Here is a 25,295-nt window from a genome sequence, read left to right on the forward strand (position 1 = left end):
CCTTACACACTGATTTTGGATCAAATTCTGACTGCACCTAGGCTTAATCAGTTCGCCACACGATAGGGTATACTACTGAACAACCAGCTTGCCATTGGCCAACCAGCCTTGTTCGTTGCTGATGGTAAAGAAATACATGCCGGCAGGCAAGTTTCCACGCTGTAGCCAAAAGCCTTCCTCGTTTCCGGTCATCGTTCTCAGTAGCTTGCCGCTTGCATCAAACAACTGAAGGTGTAAGTCCGTCGATTGCGCAGACAATCCTTCTACCCATATTCGAGCACCATCTTTTATCGGATTGGGAGCAATGTTTACCGCTAGACTTGGATCAGCCAACACTACCGTTTCATTGATAATATCAATAAACTCTTTCACTGTATGAAAGACGGTATTGGTAATAATGGGCGCATTAAAATCAAAGTAAATGCCAGCACTATTTTCAATACGCGTCTCCGCTGGCAGGCGATCATCTTGATCGATTCGGAAACTTACGAAGCCTTGGGAAGCAGCCAGGTTTGCACTACTGTCCGGCAGTTCAATATTAGGGAAACGGAATACCACTGCCTGGTCTTCAAAGTACCATTCGTAAGGGTGGCTGGAAGGCCCAGGCCGAAGGGTCGAAGGATCTAAAAACGGAGAGAGCTCGTCTTTGATCACCACCCGGAATGCGGTATCTGTGCCTGTATTTTGAAAACGAATGGTATATTCAATTGGGGTGTTGGCTGAAATACCGTGGTCTTCACCAAAGCCTGCGGGAATAGCCTGCTTGTCATTGGGGTCATACGAACCCACCACAATGGGGCAGTAAGTCACGGAGTAGGGATCACCTGTATACTGTGCAAACTCGTTGAGTCCCGGGCTACCTTCGTTGGGGCAGGCATCAGCACCAATACTGATCAACTCCGCCCCAGGGGCACCGGGCTCTTGCTGTGCTATCAGGGTATAAGTCGAGCCGTTTTGGGGCACCACATCAGGGAGCATCTCTTGGTCCGGATCTAGGTTGTAAGTGCCTTCGCGTAGCAATACAGCGTCTTCAATAATAACATACTGCAAGTCTGTGGCCATGCTTTGGGTACCTACGTTTTCAATTTCAAATTGGATGTTGCCATCAGCGCAGGTGTAACGTGCATTCAGGAGAGCTCCCGTCCAATTTTCGCCGGGAACGGGACAAATTGTATCCGGATAAACGTGAGCAGTGATACAAGATGCCTGACCCAATAGCATCGTATCACAAGCTAACAATGCCGTGATCATCAAGCTACTACAGTCGTCGACTGCTAAATCGTTTAAATCAAAAGTGTAAGTATTGCCCATAACCTGGGTAGGTACAGAGGTAGCGTTAACAAAGGTAAGGTCATCATTGAGTTCGACCTCCATGTATGCATCTTCGGAGGTAATCGTCCCGAGGTTGCAATAGTCAATTGCAATCTCTGTCATATCACATGGGCGGAAATTGGTACTGCTTATGTGGGTTTCTATTAAGGAGCATTCCACCACTGCCTGGAGTGCAAAATCAACGGCCAATGTATCCAGGTATTCAATGGTAACAGGAATATCGTTCACGCAAGGCTCCCAGTAGCTGCTGAGTGGCGTGATGGAAACAGTATAATCTACGGGGTTGCCATTGGTGACAAAAACGGGGATAGCATAATTGCCCTGCGCGTCGGTATTGCCAAAGAAATTGAGGCTATCATTGCTGACCTGAACAACCCAGTTTTCCAAATCCAAATCATCGATACCTGCGGTACAATCGAGGTCTAAATCATGAAAAACATTGCCACGTACATTGCCCCCTTTGGTAATACCGAAAGTGTCGGTTTTTACAAAATAAGCAAAGGTCGTCCCTGGGTTTGAACCCGAAAAGCGGGCGCCGCCCATCAGGTATTGCCCCGCAGGGGTAAGCGTAAGATCATTGAATACGTCGGCTACAAAACCTGCCGCGTTGCCGCTACGTGGATAGTCGCGCTCCCAGAGTGGCGTGCCGTCGCTTTGTAGCTTTACGATGAAGGCGTTTTTTACACTAGTGTTGAGGTAGGTCAAGCTGCCAGAAACCACCAGGTTTTCTTGTGCATCTTCAATAATGCCAAGCCCTTCCGCCATGTAGCTATCGGAGGTGTAATCTTGCCGCCAGAGTATATTTCCAGCCGCGTCTATTTTGAGGGCATAAAGCGCCTCGTCAGCCGTTTGTCCACAAATGGCGAAGCCACCGTCAGCTGTAAGGACCATATCTAGCGCATCATCACCTTCAGTACCCACCAGCATCGTTTCAGAAACAGTTTCGCCAAACTCATCGGTCTTGACCAACCAGCTTGTTGTAGTAGGCACTGGCAAAAACACGGTGTTTTCCTTTAGTACCCAATAGCCCCCGTCAGGTGCTGGGATGATTTGCACTGCCTTATCGCCTCCAAGCGTCATTTGGATATTGGACCACAAGACATTGCCATCGTAATCTACTTTTACCATCAACATATCTGTGCCATCATCTCCAGGCGTCACATCACTGGTGACAGTACCCAAGGCCATGATTTGCCCGTCATTGGTTTTTACCAAAGAAGCACCGAATACATAGTCCGGGAAAAGATCATAAAGTGGCTTGTGCCAATCCACCACATAACTAACTGCCCCAGCGACACGCACCATCTTCACGAGATACAGCGCTTGGCCCGCAGCTAGTTCGTCGGTTCGTTCAACTAATACGTAGACCGTATCAGCAGTGTTGGTTACACCCGCAATAGGATAATAGTCCAGTTCATCCTCCTCGCCTGTGGGGAGATTAACGCCCGATTGACCAGACACTAGATTCTCGTCGCCCATAACCGTATAAAGGGTAAAAGAAGCCTCTGCCACGCCACCAGTAGCTTGAGCAACGACAATCGCCTGGTTATCGGTATAGTCGATAACATCAATAATATCGTTCTTGGCAACATCGCCACCACTACCAAAATAAAACCACGTTTGCCAGCCTTGCGCATTTACAGTTCCTGTAGCCGCAAGTAGCAATAAACAGGAGAACACAACTTTGGCCAGGGAGAAAAAGGGGAGATTAGTTTTCATCATTATGTTCCGTTTTATCTTTTTGGATCTGTTCTTTCGTAATACGTTCCTGACAAAGGTGCCTGATGAGGCGCGCAAACACAAGAACAAATAATATCATTTGTGGAAATTATTTTCCTTAAATTAGACCTCAACTAGCTTAGTTAAAGCTTTTTAATTATAATTATTTGTAGAAATAAAAAATGCCCCTAACACCTCTTTTATATCAATTACTAGACAAACTGGACAAAACAGCGCTCCGAGAACTAAAGAAACTGGTACGATCCCCTTACGTAACCCACCGCAAGGATATACCCTTACTCTTCAACACGCTTGCCAGCTACTGTTATCAAGGCAAACCATTTCCTACAAAGGAACATTTATTCAAATCGGTTTTTGACGACCAACCTTATGATGACCAGTTGCTGAGAAGCCTCATGAGCGACCTGCATCTGATCATCGAAAAATACCTCACGTGGAATGCGGTGACAGCCGATGAAGTTTCCAGTCACCTCGCCCTGGCAGGATTTTATCGTCAACGAAACCTTACTAAGCACTATAGCAGGGCTATAAAAAAAGCAGATCGAAAACAAAGCCAACACCCCTATCGCAATGCCGATTTCTTTCAAAACCAATTAAAACTCCAGCTAGAAACCAGCAAGTTTCAATCTACCCAACAAAGGACGGGACATCTTAATTTACAAGAAATAGGAGACACGATGGACGTGCTCTACCTCGCCCAAAAACTCCGCCACGTTTGCTCTCAATTGTCGCATCGGGCGGTGTATCAGACAGACTATCAGTTTGGCTTACTCAAAGGCTGGATCGACGAGTTGGAAGACAGTCCTTACCTCGAGGTGCCTGCTATTGCCTTGTACTACTACTGCTATCGTTTTTTGACGGAGGCCTATAGCCAAATCTACTTCCGCAAGTTCCGGGAGCACCTGCTTATTCATTATTCCCAATTCCCGCAGGAAGAACTCAAAGATTTGTACCGGGCTGCCATCAACTTCTGTATCCGAAAACTCAATGAGGGCAGTCTTGAGTTCACTCGCGAAGGTTGGGAACTATACCAGGAAGGGCTCCTGAAAGGCTTTTTTATTGAAAACCATCAGTTGTCGCGATTCACTTTTGACAATATTGTTGGTTTTGGCCTGCGGTTAGAGGAATTCCTGCCAGTGGCACAATTTATTGAAAGTTATAAAAGCTACTTGCCCCAGGATTATCAAGAAAGTACCGTCTATTTTAATCTGGCCCGGCTGGAATACGGTCAAAAAAACTATGATCAAGCCTTGGCCCATCTTCAGGTTGCCAATCCTAAAGACTTAGTCAATCAGCTGATCGCTAAAACCATTCAGCTAAAAATCTATTACGAGGCGGAAGAATTTGACCTATTGGAGTCTCATCTCGATAGCTTTCGCTTATTTATCCGCCGAAGAGAGGTGAGTGATTACCATCGTAAAAACTTTCAAAACATCATAGCTTACACCCGCAAGCTCATTACCAGTAATCCTTACGATAATGAAGAGAAGCAAAAAAACAAAGCGATGATCTTGCAAGAAGAAATTCTGTCAGAACGCAAGTGGCTACTTCGCAAGCTGGAAGAAATTTAGTATTCCTGTTTCAAAACCTCCTTCGTATATTGAGAGGCGATTACATAAGTAAACCTAAAAGCAAGATGAAAAAGCTCAACAAAAAGGAAGTAAACCAAGAAGTCTTTGACCTCTACGACCGATATGCACACAACAAAATAGACCGGCGTACTTTTGTCGAGCAACTATCCATGTACGCTGTAGGTGGACTGACTGTTGCCAGTTTAATGGATTACCTGATGCCTAAATATGGGAGCAAACTACAGGTACAAGTCAATGATCCACGCTTAAATTCGGAATACATCCATTACGATTCCGCTGAAGGAGGTGGCAGTATTAAAGGTTTGCTTAGCCGCCCTGCGGAAAACACCGAAAAGCTACCGGGCATCATTGTGGTCCATGAAAACAGGGGGCTCAACCCTCATATCGAAGACGTCACCCGTCGGGCGGGGCTGGCAGGTTTTATTGCTTTGGGGCCTGATGCGCTTACCCCGCTGGGTGGCTACCCCGGCAATGACGATGATGGCCGTACCCTACAACGGCAACGCGACAAACTAGAGATGCTCGAAGATTTCATTGCGGCCTATCACTACCTCAAAGCACACCCTGAGTGTAATGGCAAAGTAGGCGTGGTAGGTTTCTGCTTTGGCGGCTGGATATCCAATATGATGGCCGTCCGTTTGCCGGAAATGCCAGCAGCAATACCCTTTTACGGCAGCCAGCCCAAAGTAGAAGATGTGCCTAAAATAGGAGCAGCGCTACTCCTTCATTTTGGTGAATTGGATGCGCGCGTCAACGCTGGCTGGCCAGCCTACGAGGCCGCCCTTAAAGAGCATGGCAAAACATACGAGGGCCATATCTACCCCGGTGCCAACCACGGTTTCCATAACGACACGACGCCTCGTTATGATAAAGATGCCGCCGAATTGGCCTGGACACGTACCATCGATTTCTTTCGGGAACACCTGCAATAAACGGGGCTTACTATGCTAACGATAGCCCTTCTGATTGTCACCGTTACCGTCGCGGCTGCTTACAACGAAGAGTGGATGCCCCACGCCATTGTGCTGGCTATTCTCAGTATGGTTAGTGGTACGACCTGGGGCTTACTCACTATCCTTCTTTTTCGGTGGATGGGAGGGTAATTTTTTTTTACTACATAGGCATATAGTTTTTAAAAACTATGTGCCTATGTAATAAAAAGCACTTTCTATATGTCTATGTGATAAAAACTCAGCACCCCTACTTAAAAGTATTATTACGCATCACCAAACCTTGCAGTTGAGTATCCGTAGCAATTTGCTCATCGGGAGGCCAACCCATCATTCCGCCTTTCTCTACATGACTGAAGTAGATGACATTACTGTTGCCATTCTCTTCGAAAATGTTCCCGTCCAGTAGTAGGGATGGGCCTTGATAAATAATACTGTATTCACTGTTTTCGTGAATGAAATTATTCAATACGCGCAGGTTATCCACATTGTAGGAAGCGATGCCTACAATACCACTACCGTTCAGGTCGCAGCCTTCTACCAATATATCCGAGCTATTTTCAAGTAATAAAACGTTGCCTGTACACCCTACTGGGCCTGACGGTTCTATGTGAGTTGCTTTGAAATTGATCAACCGAATGTTAATGCAATTAGCCACATGAATCACATGATCTGAAAGCGAATTTACGGTAAGTGTTGAACCATTACCATCAATGGTGATATCCTGTTTTCCATCTAGCAGGATCGTCTCATCCAGTAGGTAGTCTCCTTGCTTTAGTTTCACAGAGGTACCGGAGGCAAGCGCGTTCAAAGACACTGTTAAATTATCGGTCACCAGTAGGCCTGCACTCCCACAAGAGGCAGCCAATAAGGAAGCGACGAAAACAAAAATGGCTGTTTTTTGCATAACATTTGGAAATTTTCCACAAGGTAGATGATTAAGAAGAGCTTGTTGAAAATTTCACAAACTGATGGTAAATCAGTGTGACGTTTTTGGGAACATTAAGCGACGGAGCTAATAGAATTATCCTTTTGGCATCCCCGCCACCTGCGGGGCGGCCAGGCTATCCGGCATCCTGCGGAATGCCTACTATCCTTGGCTGTGCTCGCTCCGCTCCGCCGCGCTCCCCTATTCGGTCCGCACAAATTCTACCTTACGCTATCCCCTCTATCATTTTTGCCAAACGGCGAAAGTTCAGCTCAGCGCAAAATCCCCAGGTGAATAATTCGCCCACCTGTCATGTTTACCGGGTTAGTGCTTTTGCCAATTACAATACCCGCCTCGGGGGCTAAGTAGGTCTCGATTACATCTCCAAAAGCATTTTTCAAAACACCGATCACCTCCCCTTTTTCTACTTGCTGTTTTAATTCCACGGGGATATCCAACAAGCCTCCTTGTGTCGTGTAAATCCAATAGGATTTCTTGCACACAACGGCCGCACCTGGTTCGTCTTTCGCTGGTGAAGACATCATCTCCAACCACACCAAAGTATTTAAAATGCCATCCACTCCCCGCCATGTCATTTCCGGCTGATACACCTGGGGGTCTCCGTATTCTACCGTAATGGTCGGAATACCGTTCAACACCGCTTCGGCGCGTAAGGTCCGAGGGCTCCCAGCAGCTGCGCCCGCCGATGGGATGCCTTTGTTATCAAGAATAATATCTGCATACTGCAAAACAGCCATCTGGGCCAAGGTCTCATCTGCCATATCCGCACGTACATACATGCTGTTGATTCGGCCAAAACTCGCCGTGTGCATATCAATTTGGTAATCGAAGTGGCGGACAATCTTATCAAATATTCGAAAAGCGTATTGTTGGCTGCGGTTACCATTCTCTTTGCCTGGGAAGTTGCGATTCAGGTCTTCATCATCAATAAAACGGCGACTATCCATATTCAAACTAACAACATTGAGGCCAGGTACACCAACAACCGTACCCCGCAAGTTGTCTAAATCCAGCTGTTGAAAAACTTCCTGAATGATCGGAATCCCGTTTAGTTCATTGCCATGAATGGCCGCGGTTAACCCTAGCACTGGCCCTTCTTCGCTACCTCTTGCCACCATAATGGGCACATACACGGGTTGGCCCAGGCCATTGTCCACCAAATGAAGGTAGTATTTGCTGATCTTCCCCTCTGGAACCGCAGCGAGGTCTAGCTGATCGATGATTTGAATATCGCTCTGGCTATTAAAAAAACCAAAAAGACACCCCACACACAGGAACAACAACATGTTCTTTTTCATAGCAGCAAATTCTATTAAAAAACAGTGATAAATCAAGTTCATTTCTAATCTCGATGGTATGCCAATGTTCACAACATGTGAATAATATCAAAAAAACGCCAAGAAGAATTAAATTCTTCATCTCTTCAGAATCATTGGTTTGTTTTAATGACCGCTCAACTACTTCTTTTTGCGCAATACCTATGGATTCATTTCCAGGAATGAAGATAGCTCAGTACCCGCTATTTTTTTTAAAAAAACATGAGTCAGACTGAATTTTGGCCTTAGCCAAAATTCAGCCTGACTTTAACTTAGAAAGAGTTCGTAAATAGCTAACAAGAGTGATTTATCCGACTATTTATAGAAAAGCCCATGATTTCACTAATAGAAATCATGGGGCTTCGTCTTTAATGATAGGTTTTGCCGTTGGTCAGCACGGATTTTGATGACAATCAAAATTCGGGATGACTCCTATTTTGCTTTTCAGCTAAACCGTTTATACGTAATCAATCCGCTACCACCAGCCCTGACGGAGCGTTATTGTCCTGAATGGGAACCGTTTTCAGGTAAGCCCAAATCGCTGCAACTTCATCATCGGTAAGAGATGTAAAAGGCGGCATCGTTGACGAGAGCATCCGCCCATCGGGCCGACGGGCCTGTCGGATAGCTTTGCCAAAGTCATCCAGGGTCCACTCGCCCAGGCCATACTCCGGATGCATGGTCAGATTAGCGGAGATGGTTAAGGGGCCAGCCACACCTCCTACCGGGTTGCCACCACCATAATACCCCTCTGAAAGCCAAGGCTCATGATCATTATTCGTCTCAAAAGAAGCCGAGTGACACTGGTAGCAATTGAATACCGCATCCGCAAGGTATTTTCCACGCGTGACCAAGTCATCCAACGGAGGAGAAGGCACCGGGCCATCGGGTATCGGCCCAGGTTTAAAGACCATCCTCGTCAGTGCTTTCGCCAGGAAGTTCAACTTGTTGTCGGGCCAGTACTTTTCTACTGGCTGTACCAATGGCGCATCCGACCTCAGGTAAGCAATTACACTGTAAAGGTCTTCATCTGACATTTTAAAATACGGCGTCATAAACGGCAACAACTGAGACCCATCGGGTTTAATACCCGTGCGGATAAGATGCACCAACTCTTCGTCCGTATAACGCCCCAGACCTGCCTCTGGGTGATTGGTCAAATTAGCCACATAGACATCCCCAAAGTCCTTCTCGGGCATGGGCCGCCCCGCCAGATTTCCGTCCTGATTGCGATGGCAAATCACACAATTCATAGACACAATACGGGCACCTTGTGCCAATGCCAGGGAGTCTCCGTAGGGAATCGTTACATTTTCGGGTAACCGAACCTCATAAACGGGAAGCGGAGCCAGGGAATTGTAGGTGGCAGCCAAGGCTATAAGCACAGCCAACCCTCCCAATATCCACAATAGAATTTTGAATAACTTAGACATAATGATTGCGTTTGGATAAAGAAATTACCCTTCGGTGGGTGGTGCAAAAGAGTGGACGGGAGTCACCTGAAAAAGGTGGATCATCCATCGGTTGTTTCCATCCTTTTTTAGAATCGCCATTACTGCAACATTAAACCTATCTACTTCCTCGCCTGCGGCGTTGGTGCTATTTGCGTCAACATTCAAGGTTACTGCGGCAATGGCAGGACTGAGGTACTGTACCTTTTCTGCTGAAAAAGAAGCGTGCCCCGTTTGTCCCTCCAGACTTTTGAAATAGCCTACGTGTGATTGAATCATCGCTGGGCGGCCCTGCATCCGCATTCCCATCGGGTTAATCAGTTCTCCATCCTCCGCAAAGTAATTTCCATAACCGACGGCATCGTACGCAAAGAAGGTCGTAATAGCCTCTTGGACCGTCGCTACTGCGGGATCGCTCTGCTGTGCGGATAAACCAGTAAAAAGAGAAGCGCAAAAGACGAGTGTAAAAACAATAGTGTTCTTCATGATAAAGTGATTTTAGGTTAATAAAAAAGAACACCACAAAGATGGGGGCAGCACCAAGGCTACCGCTAACAGCCTCGTCGCAAATCTTGACTTATTTGTCGCAAATCAGGGGTAAATCACTCATTATCAGCTAACTTAATCCAAAAATACGCCGCAGAGGTACTGAGCCTTTTTTGAGCCACAAAAAACACTAAAACACAAAATAGCACAGAATATTTTTTGTGCGTTTTGGTGCTTTAGTGGCTATTCCTGCTTCCTTCCGCAAACATATGAGACGCGGAGGTTCGGAGGTTTTTTCTTAAAACAACCGTGCATGTTAGTTCTCAAACTATCTCTCTGGCCTCCTGACCAGCAACAAGGCACACCACTTATCTTTGGCAGAAATATTGTTTCTTATTGAGTCACGCTATTACCTCTAAACATTTCTTGATTATACTTAAAAACTAATTGATTTTTAAATTCTCTAATTAAGGAACATAAGGCACCAATTTTATCGTATCTAGGAGAGCCTCTAATTATTAATTGATATGTCTTTTTGTTACATTCTTGTGCTTGGGGTCTATTCCCTTCTAAAACATAACCGAAACCATCTAATACTTCATTCATTTCAAATCTTGGCTCTGTCCAATAGTTAAATTCATAGATCATCTCTTCCAACTGTTCCCATTCTTCTTCGGTTATCCTGATCTGATCGTTTTCACACTCATCAAACCAGTCATTTTTATTCAAGCATTTCACTTTTAAAGAATAGCCTGAATTACTTTTCTCAAACTTTATAACTTCACCATAGTCGTGTGAAGAATAAAAGATCAATTGATATGTAGGGTTTAACTGTCCTTTTATTGGTCTCTCTTCGAATTTCTCACTTAATGCATCTCTATAAATTAGAAAATTTTCTTCTGAAATTGAATTTATTGTGTCATATAGGTATTCTTCCTGAGCATACTTTAAACAACTGCTATTCTCGTTACCACAACAAAACAGTGCCATAGTTAGCAAAAGGATAAAAAAAGTCATTATTAAAATAGACTTTTTTAACATTATTATAATCATGATTACTATGGCTTTTGATTTTTTTATTCAAATTGACTACAACATATGATATCACGCTGGCTCCCTGACCATCTAACCTCTTGCTCTCTAACCGGGAAACCAACAAGATAGTACATCGTAACCTAGGGACTACGGTGCACTTTTGTAAAATTTAGTGTTCCTGCCTGCAAGGCCAGCTTGCAGGCAGGCAGGTTCGTGCTTCCGTCGCTATAAAAAATAAGATCACTCCTCCCCCACCTCACTCGGTAAGACCCCGAAAGCAGATTTAAAGGTTTTAGAAAAATAGGAGAGGTTACCAAAGCCCACTTCCAGGGCAATTTCTGAAACGGTACCTGCTCCCTGCTCCAAGAGGTGCTTGGCACGCTGGAGGCGAAAATTGCGGATGATCACCGTGGGNGATTGATCCGTCAGGGCTTTCAACTTGCGGTGTAGCTGACTACGACTAAAGGCTACCGCAGCAGCCAGGTCCTCTACCGAAAACTGCTCATTGTCGAGATTGTCTTCAATGGCAGTTTGAACCTTTTGAATAAATTGTTCATCAGCAGAGGTAACCGCTACTTCGGCGGGTTGCAACGACATGGTACGCCCATAGCGCTCGCGCAATTGTGCCCGCTGACGGATAAGGTTCTGTACTCGCAGCTGCAACTCACGACCATCAAAAGGCTTGGTCAGGTACTCATCAGCACCGGTTTCCAGGCCAGTCAGTTTATGTTCTTGGCCCGCCTTGGCAGTGAGGAGAATAACCGGAATATGACTCGTCCGCTCATCAGACTTCAGGGTTTCGCACAGTTCAAAACCATCCATTTTGGGCATCATTACATCGCTCACGATCAGGTCAGGAGTGTGTTCAACTGCCAGATCAAGGCCTACTCGCCCATTTTCGGCGGTGATGATGTGATAACTGCTTCCCAGTTGTTCGGCGATATAGCTCCTTAGATCAACATTGTCCTCTACGATCAAAACAGTCGGTACTTCATCGTTTACACCTCCAGCGATAGCACCACTGGTGGCTGGCGACGGAAAACCAGGAAGTGCCAACGGAACAGCCTCTGCCAAACCTTCCTCCAGTGCCTCAATATCCAATTGCGGAAAATGCTCCGGCAAGAAAGGCAATAACAATAGGAAGGTCGTCCCCTCTCCTATTTCACTCTCTACTTGTATCTGTCCGTCCAGCATCGTGACCAGCTCCTGCACCAGCGCCAAACCAATACCGGTACCGCGTGCTTCGGTACCTTCTACCTGGTAAAAACGGTCGAAAATACGATCCAGGTCTGCGGCTTTAATACCTGGCCCAGAATCAGTAACCTGTATTTGCAAGCCCCCTGCTTTGGCTTCCGCCAGAAAAGTAACCCGCCCACCTTCCGGCGTAAACTTAAAGGCATTGGAAAGCAGATTGACCAATATTTTCTCCCACTTATCCCGATCAAAGATGGCTTGTGGCAGCTGTTCAGGGAAGCTTATTTCATAATCAATATGCTGCCGTTCGGCCAAGCTTTCAAAAGAATAAACCAGTGCCCGTAGCAGCGGTAATAACTCCCCCTTTTGCAGATGAAGCTGAATTTGACCGCCATCAATTCGAGATAAATCCAGCAGCTGGTTTACCAACAACAAAAGGCGTTGTGTACTTCGTTCGATCAATTGCAGGTAGCGGGTCTTCATCGTCACGTTTTCCGGTACCTCAGCATCAAATCGTTTATTCATTCCCTCAAGAGCTTGTTGCACAGGGCCTAAAATGAGGGTCAGCGGCGTGCGAAATTCGTGGCTGATGTTCGCAAAGAAGGTAGATTTCAGTTGATCCAGACTTCTCAGTTTATCTGCTTCGGCGCGTTCTAGCTGAGCCTCCAAGGCAGCCTCTCGAACACGGCTTCTCTGCCGGTTACGGACGAACTGAAAAACGCTCATCAGTACCAACGCGAAAAGAGCGGCACCTAGCAAGGTGTAGTTCCGCAATCGGCTTTGCCGCTCCAACTCCAGCGCCTGTTCGGCCAATTGGGTCTTTTGCTGTTCATTTTGATACTTGCGTTCCAGTCCGGCAATGACCTCCAGGTTTTGCTCCTGTAGCAGACTGTCTTGCAGTATTTTTTGCTGCTGCAAATGAACGTAGGCCTGCTGATAATCTCCTCGCTGTTCGAAGAGGCGCGCCAATATCCCATGAGAATCCTGAGCCAGGTTCAATGGCCCATTTTCGCGCGTCATTTTCAGGCTGCGGTTGAGGTAGTCAATAGCTTCGGCATAAAGCCCTAGATTAAGATAGGTTTCTCCGATAGCATTGTAATTCGGAGCGAGATACTGTATGCGGTCTGTGTCTTCAAAATATTGATTGGCCTTTAGCAAGTAAGGAATTGCTTCTTCATTTTTTCCGGCAATCAATAGCGCGTTGCCCGTATTTTGATAAGCAATTGCAGCACTTACTACATCCTCTCCCAACTGTGCACTTTCCAGCGCCAACTGGTGATAAAACAAGGCACTATCTAGTTGGTCATCCGTAGAAAAAAAATTACCCAGATCGGTATAGGCATAATGCCATTCTGAGGGGTTCATATGTTTTTTGCGCAAAGTCAAACCTTCTCGCAAATAGAAAAGGGCTTGCTCAGGTTGCTCACTTAAGTCAAATGCCTCCCCAAGATCATTGTACACACGAGCCAGCCACTCGTAGTTTTCTTCTGCCTCTAGCACTTCCACTGCCTTTAGCAAATGTACAATCGCCAAATCCAGCTTGCGCATGGCTGAATAAGTCGAGCCCATCGCATGGTGAATCGCTCCTACCGCAAAAGTATTCCCCAACTGCTGTTGTACTAAAATATGCATACTGTCTTCTACCAAAGACTCCGCCATTCGGTCCATATTGTAGAAAGCATAACTTCGGATTTCGTGGGCGAAGGCCTCCCCTTTCAGGAATCCGATGGCTTTGGATTCGGCCATAATCTCATTGGCAATCCGCAGCGAGGTGTCACGCATATCATACTCACGAGCCAAGCTCAGCTTTAGCCGAATGCGGGTTTCGGCATCTGGCTCCATAGCCAATTCCTGGATAAGGCTATCACGGTAGCTGGTCTGAGCGACCAGGCCACCCGTCAATAATAGGCTAAAACTCCCCATTAAAAGTAGCAGAACAGGTGTTTTCATAACGTAGGTGTTAGTCTTCAGCAATGCTCTAAACCATTATCTATCAACTAATTTACGTTAATCCTCAAACTATTCAATAGGTTTAATACCACATAGCCACATGAGTTTTAGAAACTATGTGGCTATGTGGTAAAAAACACTTATAAAACTACGCCGGCTCCAAAGCAAAGGCAGCCAGATCCGAAGCATCAAAGCTATTCAGGATCGAGGTGCCGTTGGTGTGCAGGCCATCTACATGGAGGTGTTCCGCGAAAGCGGCCTTGTCCGGACAAGTACCCAACAGGGTAGCTACCTTGACCTTGTTGCGGTAAATGTCGTCTGCCCCCAGGGTATAGTTACTGGTCGAACCAATCACCATTCCGCCGGTATCGGCGCTTGCCAGTGGGTCGCTGCTGTTGCCACGTGCCACATTGAACCTAAAGATGGCAAAATCATTGGGGTGGCTCGCCCGAATTCGGAAATTGACATCAGAGCTGGCTTTGTCGTTGTATTTCACAAAACCACACTCGGTAGACGAAGCCCGCCCATCCACTTCTACATTGTAGATCGTGGCGGTGCTTTTCTGGTTATCTACCCGCACTTTCATACGGAATGGCCGGAAGCTGTCCTCTCCCGCAGATAACAGATAAGCACTATTGGCAGGCTGCGACTCCCCGATATTTGCCGGATTCGAGATTTGATTCACAGTATCAGCTACATTCTGGCGTACACCCGCTGCGTTGAAGAACTCCAGCTTGAACTCGTAGAGGCCGTCGCCCTTCAACGAGGTGGTATCTACGATCATGGTCACCGTATTCTGGTTCCATTCAGCCGTTGAGTTGTTGGCTACATCGGCTCCTTTTGGTGACACGGGTGGTATCTTGTACCCCTGCACACTACCAATCGGGAACGGTCCCATCGGGAAATGTTGGGTCTGGAAACTCGTCACTACGCCGCTGGTCACCTCTATGGTGTAAGCTTTGCTCATCGTGCGGGTATCCAATGGCACCCATTGCTGATCAGAAACAGAAGCACCTATAAGTTTATCGTTGTGCGTCTTGCGATACGACCACCTGTAGTGAGTGACGTTGCCACTAGGGAAGCCGCTACCAAACTGCACCACCAAGGCCAGGTTACTCGCAAATGGACGCACATGCTTGTTCGCCAATCCGTACCCCAGACTACTCGTTGCGTAGCGGGTCAGTCCCGCGGTACGGAAGGTTCTTCCCTGCTGGGAGATACTGGCTGCCAACTGCTGCTCGATGTGGCTCACTTGTGCACCCCAACCGATGGTCTTCACCCAGGCAATCTCTCCGGCAAGTGGCTCAAAACAGCCCATAGGTACGCGGGGATCGGTCACGCGGATGTTTACCTCTTTGCCGCATTCGTAATTCCAATGCGTGTAGCAAGGAATTGGTGGCTTGTAAACGGTGGTAAGCTCGCCATGAATTTCGTACTCTACCCAAAAGTAGAGGTCGGCTTTTTCTTCAAAAATCTGCTGCCAAAAACAGGCCTCAAAGCGACCATTAAAGTCGGTGCGTACCGTTGTTATTTCGTCACAACGATAAAACCAAGGCCAAAACATGGGCCACAAGCACAGGTAAGGCATAAATACCGCCCGCTGGTCAATGATCAGGTTACGCATCTGCTCGGCGCTGGCGTTATTCAGTTGCAGACGTACTTCTTGGGGCAAGTTAATCGTCGCCAAACTGGCAGTTTGTTGCTGAATGGGTTGCCCGCCGATAGACCTAAGCTCTTGCGTAGCCAATCGCGCAAACGGGCGCGGCGGCAGGGGTAAAGGCTGCTCTTCAAAAAACGGCGGATCAATAATCGGGTACGGAATTGGAATGGGGACGCGTTCCAGAAGTATATCACGAAAACGATCCAGAATATGATCAGGAACGTGGGGCACTAGTCGCAGGAAGGGGTCTACCTCACAGATATGTACAAGGGCATTACACAGGGGCATATCCTGCCAGCTACCATCAATCAGGAAGCGCTTGGTCACCCGGCCCTGCGTACAGCAGCGGTACCACCACCAGCGCTGAACCAGCTGATCAGGGACACGCGAAATATCGATTTCATTCTTCTTGCCCAACCGAATGGTGGGTTCGTAGGCTTGCAGGCGCTCGGCAGCGGCCAAGCTCTTGGGCTCCAGCCCTTTGGGTGGTTCTGGCATCACAAAGACCCGCGCATACCGCAGCTCCTCGGGTTCCAGCTTAAAATAAAGTTTATTGTCTTTGGGTTGGGTGCGGGCCAGCAGGTGACCGTCTTTATTATACGCCAACGCGATTAATCCTTCGGGCAATTCCACGCAGGAATTGTCCTTAGTTAAAGACTTCTTAGCCATGGTTTTTGGGTTTTAAGGTGTTGGTACTTGGTTTATTAGCCACAGAGACGCGGAGGCACGGAGTTTTTTTTTCATATACAACGATCAATACTTTCCGCGATGGATTTTTATAAACCAGGAGTACTTCAGTTGTTAATTGTACCCTTTTATACCCATGAAAAAGGCTGCGTTACCAATAGTTGTGTATTTATTTTGCATCCCCCCGGCCTGACGGCGGGGCCGGGCTGTTCGCACCCCACAAGGGGGATGCTGCCATCCCTGGCTGTGCTCCTCCGTCCGCCGTGCTCCCCTCCTACGTCGGTACGCGGGTTTTGGATTAAAGGGCAAATTCATAAATGTGCCCTTTAGAAAGACGTATTTACTGAATTTGCCCTAGGCATCGCGACTAGCCCAACCGCAGCAAGCGACGAAAGAAGCTTATCACCCTTTTAACCATTATTTGCGGCAGATTTTTTCTCGATTCCTCCTCCAATTCCTCCCGAATAGCCATTATCAATATCCCTAAATTGTTTTCGCCCGTATTGGTTTTTAAATCTACGCCCCAGAATGTATCGCCCCACCAATTGCCCTCTTGAATATAAAGGTCACCTGTCTTCAATAGCAAACGCTGGTAGGGCCGTTGTGAAAATTTCATCTTCAACAACTGGCCCATCACCTCCACTTTGACCGATTGCCAATCCTCCCTAAGTTCAATTTCCTTGCTCTTCTTCTTTACGGTGCCTGGAGAATTATTCGAGTCCGCACAGAATTTCTTCCATTCCATGTCATTGGATTTAGCGCTCATGTAGGCGTGTTCAACGGAAGCAAATAGCATTCCATTGAAAGTAATTTCACAGGGTGCGAAATTGCTTAACCATCTGTATTCTTTTTTAAATTCTCTGATCATCACTTATCATTCTAATGCCGAAAGTCCAGCTAAGAGAACTGTATCCAAAGCCAGGAACAACAAGCTTTCTTTTTTCGTTCCTTGAAGAAGCTACCTTACCTGCCGCAAAAACCACTCCTTCTCGCCAAAAACCTCTGCGGCTTCGATGCGCTGACGGAAGGCGGTGCGGGCTGCTTTGTCCATCGTGGGGAGCTGTAGCAACTGGCGGGTAAAAGCCAGCAGGTGATGGTAGTGCGCCTTGCGGTAACCTAGATCCTTGCTACGTTGCAAATAAACACGGAGACTTTCCAGCAAGCTTTCCAGCGGATTGTATTCCCCCAATTCGTAGTAGATTTTGAGTTGTAGGACGCGAGCGCCCAAGTAAATAAAAGAGGCTTTGGTATCCACCAATACCAACTGGCGGAGGCTTTTTTCTTGCTCGCCTTGCTCATAGTAGATTCTACCCAGGCAAAAATGGTAAAGCGGCACCCGAAACTCGGGTTTCAGCGAGGGCTGATACTCCTTTACAAAACGGACGGCCCACTGGTAATCACCCAGTATTGCAGCCAGCACAACGATGTTGACGTAGGTACTTTCCAGCAATACTCCATCATCCAGGAGGTAGCCCTGAGCCAGGCTTAAGCGATAGAGAGCAAAGGCCTCCTCTGCGTAGATTTTCGCTCCGGTGTTGAGCTTTCGGATATAGACATTGATGACAAAAGTGTACAGGTCGCGCATCTCGTAAGGCGGAAAATATTGCTGGTAACTTTCAATGGCTTCCCGAAATCGGCTGAAATAGGTTTCTTCCTCTTTGGCATTGATGGCGCGATAGCAATAGTAGTAGATGGCAATGGCTGGCACCTGAAGGTAAGCCGGATGCTTTTCGACATAAGCCAAGACTTCGGGCAAAAGGCCAATGGTGTATTGCTCGGGGTTGATGGTCTGCCGAGAGAGGGCGTTGCAAGCCTGCCGGAGTTTGGCCGCCAAAAAGTAAGCGTCGAGTTCATTGCTGACTTCTTGTAGGTTGGTTTTGGCTTTACGGTTGCTACTCAGGATATAGTCGTAGCGCTCGAAAGAGAAGTCGTGCCGATTTTGGAGGTAGGCCGTATCGCGAAAATCCTGCTTCTCGAGGGCCAAGCCTGCATCCCGGATGGCTTCGGCAAAGTATTTTTCCTGTTGTAACTTGCGATAGGCTTTGGCGAGGTGAAACTTGGTCTGCGCCTCGTCTTTGCGGATTTGCTGGAGTGCAAGGAACTCTTCGAGCAGCTTGAACAGGCGAGAAGCCAGCAAGTTCCATTGGTTGCGAGAAAATGGCTGATTGGGAAACAATGCTTGCCAATGATCCTCAGGTGGAGCAGCGCGGCCTTTTCTGGCTAGCCAGTAGTCCAACAGCTGTTTTAAATCCTCGCGCTTGTTGAATAACGGAGAATCGACGAAATGCCGAAACTGGGTTTGCTCGCGGGAATTGAGCTGGTGAAGGACTTGGAAGAGTTTCATCGATTATGATTTTGGCCTAGCGATGTGCAGTAGCTGGCCCTGCAGGGCCAGGCCCGTAAGGGCTGAGCGAATAGCGAACTGCGAAACGTAGCGCCCGACTGATAAGGAGGGAGGCCCCCAAAGTAGAGAATATCCAAGATTGGGTATCTCGCGCAGAGACACAAAGTCCGCAGCGTTTTTTCAATAACTGATGACCTAATACACACATTCATGAACAGCTTCCATGTTTAGCTACTAGCAGCCACCCATGTATCCCGCTGCCGGGATCAATTCAAAGAATTGAGGGAGGATAGCCTATCGGCGAATGGTTGTCCTCCTCCGTCCTCCGGACACCTCCTCCAAAGGAGGACAGTGGATTTGCTCTAGCTAGGATCGAATTTTGACGGCATTCAGAACCAATACAACACTGTACCGACTGAACAGGCAAGGCTCAACACAGTCAACTAATCTGTACTCAAATATATTTTAATTATTGAATATCAGCTATTTATTTCTCATAAAATATGTACTAAACAAAAATAATGTTCTTTTGAAAGCCGATAAGAAGAGGCACTTTTGTAGTGTTGGAAAAGTTTTCAAAAAACAATAGCGATGAAAAAAGTGCTGATCTTGTGTTTACTAGTGGTATTTTCGGGCTTGCAATTGCAGGCACAGACCTGCCCTACAGGAGATATTGTGTTGTCAAGTCAGCAAGAAATTGATGATTTTGCGGCCACCTACCCTGGCTGTACTATTTTGCAACATGACCTTAAGATCAGAGAGACTATTCCCGGAGACATTACCAGTTTGGCCGGACTGAGCCAGCTTACCGAAGTGGCCGGGTATGTATTTATTGATGCGACGGCGAGCCTCACGAGTTTATCGGGACTAGACAATTTGACGGCGATCTACAACAATCTGTCGCTGTACGACAATGAAAGCTTGGTAGACCTTACCGGGCTAGAAAACCTGACCTTGATTGGCGGTGATCTGCGCTTGATCTCCAACTTAGCACTCACCTCCGTAGATGGACTCAACAGCCTGGACCTTGTGGGTGGCGACGTAAACATTGCGGACCAACAGCTGCTAAATAGCCTTGCGGGACTGGAAAGCTTGACCAGCGTTGGGGGAGGATTCAGAGTATATCTCAACCCCGTTTTACAAAACCTGGCGGGTTTGGAAAACCTCAGCGCTATTGGTACCGACCTGGAGCTTAGTGATAATCCTGCCTTGGCAAGCATAGCCCAACTGACCTCTTTTACCAGCCTGGGAGGAAGCATTATCATTTACAATGCTGCATTGACTTCACTGGAGGGCTTAGAAAATTTCACCTCCATCACAGGGGATGTCCAGCTGACGATCCTGCCCCAGTTGCAAAACCTTGATGACATCGCGGGTATTACCAGTATTGGAGGTAACTTTACGATCAGCCAACTGCCACTCGTTGAGCGCTTGTTTACCAGCTCCTCGCTTGCATCCATTGGGGGCTTACTCAACATTGTCAGTAATGAGCAGCTCTTAAATTTGGAAGGGCTGGAAAACCTAAACACTGTTGGTAGCTTAGCCGCTGTCTCGAATTCGGCGCTCGCTGATTTTACCGGACTAGAAGGACTCACGGAGGTTACTTACCTATTTACCATATCGGGTAATGAACACCTACAGTCCTTTGCTGGCCTGGACAACCTCGCCTCGATAGGGACAAGGTTACTGATTATTCAGAATGATGGCTTGACCAACCTGCAAGGGCTTTCTTCGCTTGCTAGTGTAGGGACAGATTTTGAGATTAAAGACAATGATGGGCTACTAAGTCTGAGTGGGATCGAACAGCTTACCTCAATTGGAGGCCATGTCATTATTGACAAAAACGCCGAATTGGTGAGCTTGAATGGCCTGGAAGGCATCACCGTCATTAACGACCAATTGGAAATCACCGCGAATGGTGATCTGATAAACATGGCCGGGCTCGACAACCTCACCAGCATTGAGTCTTATTTTATTTTGGAGTACAATGTTTCTCTCACTAGCCTTTCCGGGCTCAATAACCTGAGCAACATTACCGGTCTTGTTCAAATTTATAACAACGACAACCTAACTAACCTGAGTGGGTTGGAAAGCCTAACGAACCTCCCTGGATCACTGAGAATAAACGGCAACAATGGCCTTACCAGTCTATCGGGTTTGGATAACCTGACGACGATTGGTGGAGGTGTAGAAATCTGGAACCAGTTTCAACTCCCTAACCTTACCGGCTTGGGAGCACTAGAAAGCATTGGTGGTTATTTTTCTCTCCTAAGCAACCAAAACCTTGAATCGCTGGCAGGCTTGGAGTCGCTAACCACTATAGGTAGCTATTTATGGATCAGGAATTACTCCCTCGAAGACCTCTCGGCGCTCAGTAACCTGACCACTATCGGCAGCTACTTCCAAATGGATGGCAATCATGCGTTGGCCAGCTTGCAAGGAACAGAAAACATCGATTTTACGGGTATCGATCGTATAGAACTCGTTGACAATCCGCTGTTGGCCGTCTGTGGACAGGAAAATATTTGTGATTATATCGTGACTGGCGGCAACGTCATTTTATCCGGAAATGCCGAAGGCTGTAATGAAATTGAAGACCTTTTACAAAACTGTTTTGCAGATACGCCTCACCATAGTCTCGTAGGCAGGGTAATCGCCGACACCGACCTGAGCTGTAGTGAAACCAATGATGAAACAGGCATCGCCAACTGGCTGGTAGAAGTGAGCAGTGCTACCTTTAATTACGCGGTCTCTACGGACAGCCAAGGTTACTACTGGCTACCGGTACTATTGGGGGATTACACCCTGAATGCGGTTTCTCCCTCTGCTTTCTGGGCCTCTTGCTTTACGGATACACTTTTGCAAGTGACAACGCTTGGAGATTCGACCACTACGGATTTCTTTATGCAACCGCAAGGTGACTGCCCGTTTATAGACTGGGATGTGACGATACCACCACTGCGAGTTTGCCAATCGCGCACCATCACGGTTGACTATTGTAACAATGGGGCATTGCCTGCCGAAGACGTGATTTTCACCATCACGCTAGACCCTGTTTTGACGATAGACACAGCTTCTGTGCCTTATACAGAGGATGCCAACGGGGTACTCTATTTCGATTTGGAAACGCTTGATTTGTTTGAGTGTGGCCAGTTTACGCTTGACGTATTTCTGGCCTGTGAAGGAGTGGAGATTGGCGATTTCCCGTGTGTGGAAGTATCGCTCCTTTCGGAAGAACTCTGCGCGCCCGATCCTTTGTGGGATGGTTCTTTGATTACGGCCAGTGGTTACTGCGAGAATGATAGCATTTATTTTCAGCTGGAGAATATCGGCGCTGGCGGCATGTCGGCCCCTGCCCAACTGCGGGTAGAAATAGTGATTGATGACATCATTCTGATGCTAGAGGTTGATGATTACCAATTGCCTGCGGGTGCCTCTCAGGTGCTACAATACGAAGTACAGGGAGAAGGCTTGAGACTAGAGGCCGACCAAACGCCTGGCCACCCGGTGTACAACGAAGTATCGGCAGTGGTAGCGAATTGCAATAGCACATCGGACGGCAGCTTTGTGATGCAGCTTCCTATGAATGACGGCGACCCTTTCTCTGGTGTCTTTTGCGCCCCGGCTGTTAATTCTTACGACCCTAATATCAAGACTGCTTTGCCGGCCGGGGTGGGGCCGGAGCATTTGATCGATAAAGATTGGACGCTGAATTATATGATTCAGTTTCAGAACACCGGTAACGATGTTGCTTACGAAGTGGTCATCGCCGACACGCTCTCAGAAGCGCTGGATTTAAGCAGCATTGACATTAAGGGAGCCTCTCATCCATTCACTTGGGAGCTTACGCCGGAGCGGGCACTGACCTTTACCTTTGCGGACATTCTACTCCCTGATAGTACCACCAACGAACCAGGTTCGCACGGATTTGTGGAATTTTCGATAAGGCCCAAAACAAGTATCCTACCGGGTACGACCATTGAAAACACGGCCCATATTTACTTTGACTTCAATGATGCGATTGTCACCAATACGGTTGATCATACCATCCGCAAACCAGTTGTAGCCAGTAGTGAACGACTGGACTGGTGTGCTGGAGAGCTGTACTATGGCCTGCCTATTTTGCAAGATACCAGTATAGAGATTTTCGTGTCTTTCGTCGAATACGACAGCATCCATTTTGTGCATTTCAATGTTTCGGAAACGGCCTTCTCTGTTGATCTGGAAATTCCTGTGGGCGAATATTTCCAGGATATTTTGATCACCAACGACACAAGTATCACCATTGGCTATGTTGCCGTGAATGGCTGTGACAGTCTGGTGACCTATTTGATTGATGTGCTCACGAGTACCAACAGCCCTGACGCATTTGCGGATACGCAAGTATATCCCAACCCCGTACGCAGTAACCTTCAGGTGATGCAGCAGCAAAATGGCAGCTCACAAACATGGACGCTGATGAATAGTATGGGACAAGTATGCTGGCAAGAGCAGCTAGCCCCCTACCAGGCGCTGAACCCGATAGTCATGAGCAAATACCCGTCCGGCATTTATTCCTTGCAGGTGACGACGCAGCATGGTACCAAGAGTTGGAAAGTGGTGCGAGAGTAAGGGTGGTTTGTTTGTTGGTTTTTTTGTTTGTTGGCTGGATGGTTGATGGTCCTTGTTTCTTGAGTGCCCCACCTCCGACCCTGCGGGCCACCTCCGCCCAAGCGGAGGATATGGGCGAGCCGTGGCTCTTAACGAAATAGTCGAGGGTTCTACATTAGCATTTCTTGGCTGTCTTGATTATGCTGCGTTGCTGTTTCCAGCACCAGCGCGACGTCAGCCTTGGTGGCCCAGCTAAAATCCAGCTTAGGGCTTGTCCATAACTCGCCATTAGAGGGCTTGATAAAAAATTGCACCTTCCTCTGCCAAGGAAGGGATTTATAGGTACCGATCACCTTTATCTGGGTGTCTTTAGCAATGGTGATAGTCCTTTTTTTCTTGGGGTTGTAAAAAAACAAGAAACGCGCATCTGGTACGTAGAGGTCTATGGCTAGTTGTCCTTCGCCTTTTCGTAGTTCAAAGAGGGAAGGCTTTTGAAGAAAATCAAAAACCAGCAGCGTTAATAGCACCGGGAGGCCCACATAACTGGCAAGGTTTTTAATAACCAATGGAGCACTTTCGAAAAAGGTCCCATAACCTACCACCACTAACAATACGAGTAAGATAATATTCCGAATGCTTGTATAGCGCCTGAACCAATTTTCGTTCGAGGTGATGATTTCCATGAGAGAGCCTTTTAATGATCTTTATTTCATAACGCTTTTTCAAAGAAAAGATACAGTGTAGCTGCTTTTGGTTGATTGTTGTTCGTTGAAGTTTGATTGGCTGTTATCATTTTAAAATACAATGGACCAAATACTATTCGCGAGTTTTTCAAAAGCCAAAAGAGCTTAGCACTTGGCTAGGCTTTTGTGGCTGCACTGTGTCAAAAACATAGCGAAACACGAAGGCCTCGAATCTCAAGCTTACCTAAATACGGAAAGGGAATTTGAGGGTAGCCCTCAGCTATCACCTAGTGCTTAATCCTCCCCTTCTGCTTTGTTGATAAAATACTGCAACCCGATATCAAAACCTATGCGNTAGCTCTCGTCATCAGCAAAGTAACGCAAATTGGGCCCCAGCTCTAACGCAACGTTAGACGTAAGGAAAGTATTTAAGCCAAAACCCAATCCTAGCTCGTAACTTCGGGCGCTTTCTTTTGAAGGAAAGGTCGTAGGAATATCAGATTTAAAACGACTTTCTTCTATAAGAAACCCTGCACCACCAGCTACAAACCATTGATATCGGCTTCCTGTTTCCGAAAGGTAAAACCGTACTTGAGGACTAAGCAGTATCTCAGCAAAAGTTACTTTCTGAAGACTACCGAGCTTTCTCCGTTGAAAGTCAAACCCAACACCAGCTCCTACCGCTAAGTAATCTCCCACAAAGTAGTAGACATTGGGGCGAATAGAAAAACCGAGATTACCATTTTCGGTAGTTTCCCAAGTGAATCCAGAAGTACTTCCTCCGATCATCCACGAGCCCGCTTTGAAGCCAGCCTCAGCAGCTTTGCGCCCGGCCCACTGGCCTTGCTGAAAATAAATACTCAGTGATGTACCCGCGAAGAGGCGAAGAGGCAATTCGCCTTCTCTTAAGTCATCGTCACGTAAGGCAAGAAAAGCATCCAGGGCCAAACCGTCACCAAGAAAATGAGTTAGCCCGAAGCTAATATCGCCTCCTAAACCATAATCGGATTCTCCATTAAAAACCCTAGTTGCAAAATCAAACTCTAGCTCGCTAAAAAAGTGAGTATTGTTCGCCTGCGGATTAAAATAATAACGCACAAAAGGGATTAAGCGGGCCAGTATCACATCATCTTCAAAATTTGAAAAATAGCCCCCTAACAGTCCTCCACCCAACAGTAGCCGATCAGAGACAAACACTCCATACTCAGGTGCAGCTAACAAAGAAAATTCGTCATAAAGAGGGGATAAGAAAAGAGAAGATCCCCCTAGATCAGAATTATTAGTGAGGTAACTAGGAGTCTCTAGTCCCCCAAAGTTTGCAAAGGCTGAATTGAAA

The 25,295-nt window shown here is 47.0% G+C and carries 15 protein-coding genes; 4 read left to right on the forward strand and 11 right to left on the reverse strand.

All coding sequences use genetic code 11. The features are described from left to right. Positions 1-72: 72 nt before the first annotated feature. Positions 73-3,054 (reverse strand): T9SS type A sorting domain-containing protein, encoded by a 2,982-nt coding sequence (locus A3EU_RS0112175; protein WP_044085801.1) that lies wholly within the window; start codon positions 3,052-3,054, stop codon positions 73-75. A 179-nt stretch (positions 3,055-3,233) separates the two neighbouring features. Here A3EU_RS0112175 and A3EU_RS0112185 point away from each other — a divergent pair, with 179 nt between their 5' ends. The 3 genes from A3EU_RS0112185 to A3EU_RS34240 all read left to right on the forward strand — a co-directional run bounded on the left by A3EU_RS0112185 (position 3,234) and on the right by A3EU_RS34240 (position 5,767). Then, complete coding sequence (locus tag A3EU_RS0112185; protein WP_020536449.1) at positions 3,234-4,643, forward strand: hypothetical protein; 1,410 nt, start codon at positions 3,234-3,236, stop codon at positions 4,641-4,643. A gap of 65 nt (positions 4,644-4,708) precedes the next feature. After that, a complete protein-coding gene (locus A3EU_RS0112190) occupies positions 4,709-5,596 on the forward strand; it encodes a dienelactone hydrolase family protein (protein WP_020536450.1) in 888 nt (295 codons plus the stop codon). Between the two features lie 12 nt (positions 5,597-5,608). Continuing rightward, positions 5,609-5,767: a hypothetical protein gene (locus A3EU_RS34240; protein ID WP_020536451.1), complete on the forward strand. Its 159-nt coding sequence runs from the start codon at positions 5,609-5,611 to the stop codon at positions 5,765-5,767. 97 nt (positions 5,768-5,864) lie between these two features. Here the strand turns inward: A3EU_RS34240 and A3EU_RS0112200 are convergent, their stop codons facing one another. The 9 genes from A3EU_RS0112200 to A3EU_RS0112240 form a co-directional block, all read right to left on the reverse strand. Then, entirely contained in the window at positions 5,865-6,521 is a 657-nt protein-coding gene (locus tag A3EU_RS0112200) for a right-handed parallel beta-helix repeat-containing protein (protein ID WP_020536452.1), read from the reverse strand. A gap of 293 nt (positions 6,522-6,814) precedes the next feature. After that, positions 6,815-7,861, reverse strand: a complete 1,047-nt coding sequence (locus tag A3EU_RS0112205) for a succinylglutamate desuccinylase/aspartoacylase family protein (RefSeq protein WP_211213932.1) — start codon at positions 7,859-7,861, stop codon at positions 6,815-6,817. Between the two features lie 485 nt (positions 7,862-8,346). Then, a complete protein-coding gene (locus A3EU_RS0112210; protein ID WP_020536454.1) occupies positions 8,347-9,312 on the reverse strand; it encodes a c-type cytochrome in 966 nt (321 codons plus the stop codon). A 24-nt stretch (positions 9,313-9,336) separates the two neighbouring features. Further along, the gene (locus tag A3EU_RS0112215) at positions 9,337-9,816 is read right to left on the reverse strand and encodes a YybH family protein (RefSeq protein WP_020536455.1); all 480 of its coding nucleotides are present in this window, start codon (positions 9,814-9,816) and stop codon (positions 9,337-9,339) included. Positions 9,817-10,209: 393 nt separating this feature from the next. Next, complete coding sequence (locus A3EU_RS0112220) at positions 10,210-10,869, reverse strand: hypothetical protein (RefSeq protein WP_020536456.1); 660 nt, start codon at positions 10,867-10,869, stop codon at positions 10,210-10,212. Between the two features lie 222 nt (positions 10,870-11,091). Further along, positions 11,092-13,995: an ATP-binding protein gene (locus A3EU_RS32750; RefSeq protein WP_052331302.1), complete on the reverse strand. Its 2,904-nt coding sequence runs from the start codon at positions 13,993-13,995 to the stop codon at positions 11,092-11,094. Positions 13,996-14,143: 148 nt separating this feature from the next. Next, positions 14,144-16,324, reverse strand: coding sequence for a hypothetical protein (locus A3EU_RS0112230; RefSeq protein WP_020536458.1), 2,181 nt, complete (start codon positions 16,322-16,324; stop codon positions 14,144-14,146). A gap of 385 nt (positions 16,325-16,709) precedes the next feature. After that, the gene (locus A3EU_RS30255; RefSeq protein WP_020536459.1) at positions 16,710-17,210 is read right to left on the reverse strand and encodes an NADAR family protein; all 501 of its coding nucleotides are present in this window, start codon (positions 17,208-17,210) and stop codon (positions 16,710-16,712) included. A gap of 90 nt (positions 17,211-17,300) precedes the next feature. Beyond that, the gene (locus A3EU_RS0112240; protein ID WP_020536460.1) at positions 17,301-18,686 is read right to left on the reverse strand and encodes a hypothetical protein; all 1,386 of its coding nucleotides are present in this window, start codon (positions 18,684-18,686) and stop codon (positions 17,301-17,303) included. A 591-nt stretch (positions 18,687-19,277) separates the two neighbouring features. On the opposite strand from A3EU_RS0112240, the gene A3EU_RS0112245 reads away from it, so the two are divergent. Further along, positions 19,278-23,297, forward strand: a complete 4,020-nt coding sequence (locus tag A3EU_RS0112245; RefSeq protein WP_020536461.1) for a DUF7619 domain-containing protein — start codon at positions 19,278-19,280, stop codon at positions 23,295-23,297. A 149-nt stretch (positions 23,298-23,446) separates the two neighbouring features. On the opposite strand, the gene A3EU_RS0112250 is transcribed toward A3EU_RS0112245, so the two are convergent. Next, positions 23,447-23,959, reverse strand: a complete 513-nt coding sequence (locus A3EU_RS0112250; protein WP_020536462.1) for a hypothetical protein — start codon at positions 23,957-23,959, stop codon at positions 23,447-23,449. Positions 23,960-25,295: the final 1,336 nt, after the last annotated feature.

Source organism: Lewinella cohaerens DSM 23179 (assembly GCF_000379805.1).
Lineage (GTDB): Bacteria > Bacteroidota > Bacteroidia > Chitinophagales > Saprospiraceae > Lewinella > Lewinella cohaerens.

Bases quoted from the DNA above. Each gene is read 5' to 3' on its own strand.
- A3EU_RS0112175 (WP_044085801.1), bottom strand. From the start codon at position 3,054: ATGATGAAAACTAATCTCCCCTTTTTCTCCCTGGCCAAAGTTGTGTTC.
- A3EU_RS0112185 (WP_020536449.1), top strand. From the start codon at position 3,234: ATGCCCCTAACACCTCTTTTATATCAATTACTAGACAAACTGGACAAA.
- A3EU_RS0112190 (WP_020536450.1), top strand. From the start codon at position 4,709: ATGAAAAAGCTCAACAAAAAGGAAGTAAACCAAGAAGTCTTTGACCTC.
- A3EU_RS34240 (WP_020536451.1), top strand. From the start codon at position 5,609: ATGCTAACGATAGCCCTTCTGATTGTCACCGTTACCGTCGCGGCTGCT.
- A3EU_RS0112200 (WP_020536452.1), bottom strand. From the start codon at position 6,521: ATGCAAAAAACAGCCATTTTTGTTTTCGTCGCTTCCTTATTGGCTGCC.
- A3EU_RS0112205 (WP_211213932.1), bottom strand. From the start codon at position 7,861: ATGAAAAAGAACATGTTGTTGTTCCTGTGTGTGGGGTGTCTTTTTGGT.
- A3EU_RS0112210 (WP_020536454.1), bottom strand. From the start codon at position 9,312: ATGTCTAAGTTATTCAAAATTCTATTGTGGATATTGGGAGGGTTGGCT.
- A3EU_RS0112215 (WP_020536455.1), bottom strand. From the start codon at position 9,816: ATGAAGAACACTATTGTTTTTACACTCGTCTTTTGCGCTTCTCTTTTT.
- A3EU_RS0112220 (WP_020536456.1), bottom strand. From the start codon at position 10,869: ATGATTATAATAATGTTAAAAAAGTCTATTTTAATAATGACTTTTTTT.
- A3EU_RS0112230 (WP_020536458.1), bottom strand. From the start codon at position 16,324: ATGGCTAAGAAGTCTTTAACTAAGGACAATTCCTGCGTGGAATTGCCC.
- A3EU_RS30255 (WP_020536459.1), bottom strand. From the start codon at position 17,210: ATGATCAGAGAATTTAAAAAAGAATACAGATGGTTAAGCAATTTCGCA.
- A3EU_RS0112240 (WP_020536460.1), bottom strand. From the start codon at position 18,686: ATGAAACTCTTCCAAGTCCTTCACCAGCTCAATTCCCGCGAGCAAACC.
- A3EU_RS0112245 (WP_020536461.1), top strand. From the start codon at position 19,278: ATGAAAAAAGTGCTGATCTTGTGTTTACTAGTGGTATTTTCGGGCTTG.
- A3EU_RS0112250 (WP_020536462.1), bottom strand. From the start codon at position 23,959: ATGGAAATCATCACCTCGAACGAAAATTGGTTCAGGCGCTATACAAGC.